General features: G+C 60.7%; 7 protein-coding genes. 6 read left to right on the forward strand and 1 reads right to left on the reverse strand.

The window, feature by feature from the left end; translation table 11 throughout:
* Positions 1-185 precede the first annotated feature (185 nt).
* From O6929_05515 to O6929_05535, 5 genes are all read left to right on the forward strand, one after another.
* The gene (locus O6929_05515) at positions 186-1,088 is read left to right on the forward strand and encodes a diguanylate cyclase (GenBank protein MCZ6479843.1); all 903 of its coding nucleotides are present in this window, start codon (positions 186-188) and stop codon (positions 1,086-1,088) included.
* Positions 1,085-2,254, forward strand: coding sequence for a 1-deoxy-D-xylulose-5-phosphate reductoisomerase (locus tag O6929_05520; GenBank protein MCZ6479844.1), 1,170 nt, complete (start codon positions 1,085-1,087; stop codon positions 2,252-2,254). Before O6929_05515 ends, O6929_05520 begins: the two co-directional genes overlap by 4 nt.
* On the forward strand, positions 2,251-3,642 hold the full coding sequence (rseP, locus tag O6929_05525; GenBank protein MCZ6479845.1) for an RIP metalloprotease RseP: 1,392 nt from the start codon (positions 2,251-2,253) through the stop codon (positions 3,640-3,642). Before O6929_05520 ends, rseP begins: the two co-directional genes overlap by 4 nt.
* A gap of 181 nt (positions 3,643-3,823) precedes the next feature.
* Positions 3,824-4,951: a flavodoxin-dependent (E)-4-hydroxy-3-methylbut-2-enyl-diphosphate synthase gene (ispG, locus tag O6929_05530; GenBank protein ID MCZ6479846.1), complete on the forward strand. Its 1,128-nt coding sequence runs from the start codon at positions 3,824-3,826 to the stop codon at positions 4,949-4,951.
* 25 nt (positions 4,952-4,976) lie between these two features.
* Positions 4,977-6,674: a proline--tRNA ligase gene (locus O6929_05535; protein ID MCZ6479847.1), complete on the forward strand. Its 1,698-nt coding sequence runs from the start codon at positions 4,977-4,979 to the stop codon at positions 6,672-6,674.
* A gap of 125 nt (positions 6,675-6,799) precedes the next feature.
* On the opposite strand, the gene O6929_05540 is transcribed toward O6929_05535, so the two are convergent.
* Positions 6,800-7,108, reverse strand: a complete 309-nt coding sequence (locus tag O6929_05540) for a zinc ribbon domain-containing protein (protein MCZ6479848.1) — start codon at positions 7,106-7,108, stop codon at positions 6,800-6,802.
* 99 nt (positions 7,109-7,207) lie between these two features.
* On the opposite strand from O6929_05540, the gene O6929_05545 reads away from it, so the two are divergent.
* The coding region (locus O6929_05545) for an NUDIX hydrolase (protein ID MCZ6479849.1) at positions 7,208-7,638 on the forward strand (431 nt) is incomplete at its 3' end.

Below are 7,638 nucleotides of genomic sequence, written 5' to 3' on the forward strand. Positions count from 1 at the left end.
CCTGCCATCTGAGTGCGGGTAAAGGGCCTGGATCCTTGCCACCGTGAGTTACTGATACAATGATGGCAAGAAAATCCTCGCAGCGCCGCATTGCCACTAGTCGGACCGGATTCATTAGGTGGCTGGAATGCGACTATACCCTTTTAGAATTCGCGGAGTGACGAAATCAGGTGAGAGACCCCGGGGTGGCCGGCGAGAAAATTTTAGTCATGGATATGGAGCAACCCGCGCGTAGGGAGCTTCGTGAACTCCTTGAGCAGCGGGGATTCCATCCCACGGAGGCCTCGACCGGCAAGGAGGCCCTCAGGAGGCTCCAGGAGGGAGACTACGCGGTTGTCCTTGTTAACCCGAATATGCCAGGAGGGTTCACCGTGGAGGAGATGGTGGACCAAATGATTCAACTCAAGCCGGAGCAGTCCATCATTGTGACGGCTTCTCCGGGGAGTGACGAGGCCACCGCCGCCATGGGACGGGGGGCGTATAGTGCCGTCCGCAAGCCGATTCAACCGGTGGAGCTCGAGATCGCCGTGCGGAACGCCGTGGAGCGATATCACTTGCTCCAAGCGAATGCGCGTCTCCGCGAGGAGAACCTTCAAGATGACCTGACCGGTGTGCTGAATCGCCGCGGGATGGATCAGTATCTGGAAGAGGAGATAGAACGGTCCCGACGGTACAAGCACCCCTTCTCAGTCCTCTTCTTCGACCTCGATCAATTGAAGGCGGTCAACGACCAGTATGGCCATCTGTCAGGGAGTAGAGTCCTGATCGAGGTGGTCGGCGTCATCAGGACCAAACTTCGACGGATAGACAAGATCTTCCGGTTCGGGGGGGATGAATTTACGGTCACGCTGCCCGAGACCGATCAAAAAGGGGCGGTCGGGACCGGGCACCGTCTTCGCGAGGCGATCCGGAGCCATCGGTTCCGACCGGTGGAGGGGGCGGAGGTTTCGCTTACCGCTAGCTTTGGCGTTGCCACGTATCCCGAGGACGGGACAAATGGGGAAGCCCTCCTGCGCCATGCCGACGAGGCCATGTACCTCATCAAGACTGGGTCGAGAGACGGGGTCGGGGTCAAAGAGAGGCCATGAAGCGCCTGAGCATCCTGGGCTCAACCGGCTCCATTGGCGTACAGGCCCTGGAAGTGGTTCGGGCCCATCCCGATGCCTTTCAGGTGGTGGCGTTGGCGGCTGGGCGGCGGCTCGACCTTTTGGCCGAGCAGGTTCGAGAGTTTCGGCCGCAAGTGGTTTCGGTTGGGAAGCCTGAAGGAGCGCAGGAACTCAAGGAGTGCCTCCGTGGCGTTCCGGTAAAGATTTGTTTCGGAGAGGAGGGGTTAGGCGAGGTTGCGGCCTACCCCGATGCTCAGCTCACCCTGCTGGCCGTCGTGGGCGCAGCCGGGCTCAAGCCTGCTCTTGCAGCCGTCCGGTCCGGCAAAGATGTGGCGTTAGCCACTAAGGAAGCCCTGGTGATGGCCGGCGCACTCCTCACCTCCGAGGCGACCGCCCGAGGGGTGAAGCTCCTCCCCGTCGACAGTGAACACTCGGCCATCTTTCAATGTCTGGAGGGCGGCGGCCGGGCGGCGCTTAAACGGATCATCCTGACCGCCTCTGGGGGACCCTTACGACAGTACCCCAAGGAACGGCTCGCTTCGGTTACCCCCGAGGAAGCCTTGAACCATCCAACCTGGAATATGGGGAAAAAGATCACGATCGACTCTGCGACCTTGATGAATAAAGGACTCGAGGTAATCGAGGCCCGATGGCTGTTTGGTATTGACGTGAAGCACGTGGACGTGATCGTTCATCCCCAGTCCATCGTCCACTCCCTCATCGAGTACGTGGACGGCTCGGTGCTGGCCCAGCTCTCCCCTCCTGATATGCGCCTCCCGATCCTCTATGCCCTGAGCTACCCGGATCGTCTCGAGCACTCCTTTCCCACCTTGGATCTGCTGCAGGTCGGTTCGCTGACCTTTGAGGCAGTGGATCGGGAGCGGTTTCCCTGCCTCGAATACGCCTACGAAGCGGTCGCCGTGGGGGGGACGGCGCCAGCGGCCCTCAACGCCGCGAATGAAGTGGCGGTCGAACTCTTCCTCAATCGGGAGATCAACTTCGCCCAAATCCCCCAGGTGATCGAGGCGGGACTCAGAGGTCACCGGTCGAGGAGCGGGGAGAGTCTGCAGGACATTTTGGCTGTGGATCGGGAAGTGCGGGAAGAACTCTCCCAAACGTACCGGGACAAGGTTAGGCAGGCGTCATGACCGCGAACATTCTGTACACCATCGTCCTGTTTATCATCATGCTGGGAGTCCTCATCTTCGTCCACGAGCTGGGCCACTTCGTGGTCGCGAAGCGGATGGGAGTTGGGGTGCTCAAGTTCTCACTCGGATTCGGACGCCGGCTCTTTGGGTTCCGAAGGGGGGAGACCGAGTATCTGGTGTCTGCTATCCCGCTCGGGGGCTATGTCAAGATGATGGGGGAAGACCCTCGGGAGGTGGTGATCGACGACACCGGGCAGGTCTTCGATGGCTCGGGCCAGCCCCTTGATCTCGAGAAATCTTTTGCCCATAAGTCGGTCTGGGCTCGGATCGCCATTGTGCTGGCTGGGCCCGGATCCAATTTCCTACTTGCTCTGCTCCTCTTTTGGGGAGTCTTCGCCGTGGTGGGACGCCCCGTCTTCCCGTCGGTGGCAGGCAAGCCCGAGCCGCAGTCGGCAGCTGCGGTCGCCGGCATTCAGACGGGGGACCGGATCCTTGCTGTGCTGGATCGCCCGGTGAAATCGTGGGAGGACATCGAGGCAGCGGTACAGGCCTCGGAAGGAAAGCCCGTCTCATTCCGTATTGAGCGGGACTCAGTCCGTTGGGATATCACAGTAACCCCCCGCCGGAGGACCCTGACCGATTTCTTCGGCGATGAGCGCGAGGTGTGGGCGATCGGCGTTGGGCCCTTCTTTTCGCCCACTGTGGGCCGGGTGATGGATGGATTTCCCGCCGCGGCGGCGGGGATCAGGGTCGGGGATCGCATTGTTGCCGTGAATGGGGAGCCGGTCGGAACGTTTGAGGAGCTGGCCCGACGGGTCCACACCCGGGCTGGGCAGGAAGTGACCCTGATAATCGAGCGGGCTGGTGAGCGCTTGCCGATTACCGTGACTCCAAAGGCCGTGACGCGGCAGGATGTGTCGGGCCGGACCGTGACGGAGGGGCGCATCGGCATCACCCCGCCGGAGGGCTTCCTGTACGAGCGGATCGGCCCGCTGACCGCCCTATATCATGGTGCCGTGGCGACCGCTTCCACGACCATCCTGATCGTCCGGGTGTTGTGGAAGATGGTGAAAGGGGATGTCTCTCCGCGGACCATCGGCGGCCCAATCCTCATGGCCAAGATGACCGGGGAGCAGGCCCAGCAGGGATTTTCGCACCTGCTCCGGCTCACCGCGATCATTTCCGTGAATCTCGCGGTGTTGAACCTTCTCCCTATCCCCATCCTGGACGGAGGCCACCTCTGCTTTTTCTCCATCGAGCTGTTCCGTGGGAAGCCGGTCAGTGTCAAGATGCGGGAAATGGCACAGCGGGTGGGATTGGTTCTCTTGGTGGCCTTGATGATTTTCGCCTTTTATAACGACATCTTTCGATTGCTCGGGCATCCATAGAGCGGTTCACGGTTCACAGTTCATGGTTCACGGTGGAGAGTCCAGAGTTTACGATTCATGGTTCATAGCTCGATGAACGTTGACTGGCGTCGACCACCGATCACCGACGACCGAAAGAAATCGGTCCTTTGGTTTTGGTAATCGGATAGCGGTCATCGGATAACTGGCAACGGGGGTAAAAATGATCACGCGGCGGGAGACACGGCAGATCCAGGTGGGTTCCATGAAAATCGGTGGGGATGCACCGGTCTCGGTGCAGTCGATGACCAAGACCGATACGCGGAATGTCGAGGCCACCGTCGATCAGATCTGGGCCTTGGAGGCGGCGGGCTGCGAGCTGGTCCGGGTGGCGGTCCCGGATGAAGAAGCTGCGGCGGCCCTCAAGGAGATCCGGCCCCAAATACGCATCCCCCTCATTGCTGATATCCACTTTAATTACCGGCTGGCCTTGATGGCGCTGGAGGAGGGTGTGGACGGCCTGCGTCTCAATCCCGGCAATATCGGAGCGCGGTGGAAGGTAGAAGAGGTCGTCCGGGCTGCCCGAGACCGCCGAGTCTCGATCCGCATCGGGGTTAACGCCGGCTCCTTGGAGAAAGAACTGATGGAGAAATACGGCGAGCCGACGCCCGAAGCGATGGTAGAAAGCGCACTGAAACACATCCGGATACTCGAGGACCTCGACTATCCCGAGATCAAGGTCTCCCTCAAGGCATCGCACCCGCCCATGATGATTGCCGCCTACCGCTTGCTCGCCGAGAAAGTGGACTATTCCTTTCACCTGGGCGTCACCGAGGCGGGGACCGCCTTTCCGGGGACTGTGAAATCCGCGGTCGGGATGGGTGCACTCCTGTCCCAGGGGATCGGCGATACCATCCGGGTCTCCCTCACCGAGGACTGCGTCGAAGAGATTAAGGTCGGGTTCGAGATCCTGAAGGCCCTGGACCTGAGGAAGCGGGGGCTCAACATCATCGCCTGCCCCTCCTGCGGGCGGGTGGAGATTGATATTATGGGGCTCACCAAGGAGGTGGAGCGCCGTTTGGCTGAACTTGGCCTAAAGAAGTCGATAAATGTGGCGGTGATGGGCTGCGCCGTGAACGGCCCGGGCGAGGCGCGGGGGGCAGATATCGGCATTGCCGGTGGTAACGGAGTCGGTATCCTCATCAAAAAGGGGCAGATCATCCGGAAGGTGAAGGAGGAACAGCTAGCCGACGCCCTCGTCGAGGAACTTCAGAAGATGGCCGCCTCCGGCGAGGTGGAAGACATTTCACCCGGTGCCGAGGATCTGCTCACCATCCTTCCCAAGGAATGAGTCCCACCATTCCCCTTGCCATATCATGCGTTGGAGTAATCTGCTTATCCCCACGTTGAAAGAGGATCCCGCCGAGGCGGAGGCGGCGAGCCACCGGCTCATGATCCGGAGCGGGATGGTGCGTCAACTGGCCGCCGGGATCTATTGCTACCTGCCGCTGGGACAGCGAGTTCTGGACAGAATCAATACCATCATCCGCGAGGAGATGAACCGGATCGGGGGGCAAGAGATCACCCTGCCGGCGCTCCACCCGGCCGAACTCTGGCAACAGACCGGTCGCTGGGACGAGATTGGCGAGGAGATGTTCCGCCTGAAGGATCGCGGGAAGCGGGACATGTGCCTCGGGATGACGCATGAAGAGGTCATCACCTGGCTCGCTGTGAAGGAGATTCGCTCCTACCGAGACCTGCCCCAGATCTGGTACCAGATTCAGGTGAAGTTCCGGGACGAGACCCGGCCAAAGAGCGGCGTCCTGCGGACCCGGGAATTTCATATGAAGGATTCCTATAGCCTGGATGCGGACGAAGAGGGACTCGGGCGGAGCTACGAGTTCCACAAGGAAGCCTACGCGCGGATTTTTGGGCGATGCGGGCTCAAGTTTTACGTAGTCGAGTCCGATCCAGGGATGATGGGTGGGGCAGGGTCGCACGAGTTCATGGCTCCAAGTCCTGCAGGGGAGGATGAGGTTGTCCTGTGCACCTCCTGCGGCTACGCGGCCAATATCGAGCTGGCATCTTCGAAGTCGCCTGCGCCCACATTCCCCCCATGGTCCTCTCTGGAGGAGCTTGCGACCCCGGGAGCCCGGAGCATCGAGGAAGTCTCGAACTTTTTGCAGATCGATCCCCGTCTCACCTTGAAGACCCTGATGGTCATGACCGGGGAGGGGCCGCTCCTCTGCCTGCTGCGGGGAGACCAGCTCCTAGAGGAAAAGAAACTGCAGCGTCTCGTTGGTCCATTCCGGCCGGCCCATCGCGATGAGGTGAAGGAGATCGCCGGAGTGGAGGTGGGCTTCCTCAGCCCGCTGGGTCTTGAACTACCCCGTCTGGCCGATGAGACGGTCGCCGAAGGGGTCTATGTGGCAGGGGCCAATCGCGAGGGATACCACGTGCGTGGCGTGGTCCCCGGCAAGCACTTCAGCGCGCGGTACGCCGACATTCACCACGTCCAATCAGGAGAGACCTGCCTGCAGTGCGGCGCTCCTCTCGCGGTCGAGCCGGTGATCGAGGTCGGGAACATCTTCAAGCTAGGGACCCGGTATTCCACACCTGTCGGAGCGGTCTATCTCGATGAGAAAGGGCAGGAGCACCCCATCGTCATGGGCAGCTACGGGATCGGCCCGGCCCGCATCGCCGCTGCTGCCATCGAACAAAGCCATGACCAGGACGGCATCATCTGGCCGATGAGTATCGCTCCCTTCTTGGTTCTCCTACTTACGGTCAATGTAAAGGACGAGACGATGCGGACCGTGGGGGACGAGCTATACCGGCAGTTCGTGGCGGCAGGGGTGGAGGTCCTCTACGACGATCGGGATGAGCGGGCCGGCGTCAAATTCAAGGACGCGGACCTTTTGGGGATTCCCTATCGGGCCACGGTGGGGAGTCGAGCGATCCGTGAGGGCCAAGTTGAGATTCGAAATCGCCGGACCCAAGAGGACGCCCTCGTGCCTATCGCCGAGACCGTTCCTCACGTCCAGGCACTTCTCACCGAGACGGAAGGGAGCTAGTGCTGCACCAAGCACTCAATGATGGCCGAATACCTGATCACCGATGGTCACTGCGCGACGACCGATGACCGTAAACCGATGACCGAATGCTTTTTGATTCTTCGCGGTGATCAGTCGTCGGTCATCTAGTCCTTCGCCGCGTCTGTGTCGGCCTTGTTGTCCGTCTTGCTTGTCCGCTCGCTGCCGTTGGTATCCGCGGAGGCCTCGGAGCCTTTTTGCTCCCTTTTCTCTCCTTCCATCGCCTTCTTCCGCTCCGGGCCGGCGTAATCGGTCGCGTACCAGCCGGTCCCTTTGAAGACCAGGCCAGGAGGCGACAGGAGCCGGCGAACGGGCCCAGAGCAGGCGACGCACGCCTTGATGGGGTCGTCGGAGAACTTCTGAATGACCTCAAAAGTGTGGCTGCAGACCTCACACTCGTACTCGTAGATCGGCACTGGACTGTTCCCTCCTCGTAGATTGACCTTGGACAAACCAAAAACCATTGATAATATCTTCTTCCCCCCTTGTCAACTTCTATCTCCTCCGGAGCAAGGATGAGTCGCGAGTATCCGCCCCATCCCATCGTGGCTGTTGGCGCGATCGTGGTGAAAGCTGGCAAGGTCTTGCTGGTCCGTCGGGGTACGGACCCCAGTCGCAATCTCTGGAGCCTGCCGGGAGGCGCGGTCAGTCTTGGAGAGGGGCTGAAGGAAGCGGTCGCACGCGAGGTGAAGGAGGAGTGCGGGATCGACGTGGAGGTGGGAGAAGTGGTGGAGGTGCTGGACCGGATTTATGCCGACCGGAAGAGGCGGGTTCGCTATCACTACGTCATTATCGACTTCTTGGCCTCCTGGCGCCGGGGTCGATTGATAGCCGCGTCGGACATTTCAGAAGCCCGCTGGGTTAATCTTGACGCAATCGACACCCTCCCCCTGACTGAGGGACTGGCAGCGGTGGTCGAGAAGGCCCTCCGCCTCAAACGTCGTAC

Source organism: Candidatus Methylomirabilota bacterium (genome assembly GCA_027293415.1).
Taxonomy (GTDB): domain Bacteria; phylum Methylomirabilota; class Methylomirabilia; order Methylomirabilales; family CSP1-5; genus CSP1-5.

What these genes read in the sequence shown, in the direction of transcription:
- O6929_05535 (MCZ6479847.1), top strand. Translation starts at nt 4,977, where the DNA reads ATGCGTTGGAGTAATCTGCTTATCCCCACGTTGAAAGAGGATCCCGCC.
- ispG (MCZ6479846.1), top strand. Translation starts at nt 3,824, where the DNA reads ATGATCACGCGGCGGGAGACACGGCAGATCCAGGTGGGTTCCATGAAA.
- rseP (MCZ6479845.1), top strand. Translation starts at nt 2,251, where the DNA reads ATGACCGCGAACATTCTGTACACCATCGTCCTGTTTATCATCATGCTG.
- O6929_05520 (MCZ6479844.1), top strand. Translation starts at nt 1,085, where the DNA reads ATGAAGCGCCTGAGCATCCTGGGCTCAACCGGCTCCATTGGCGTACAG.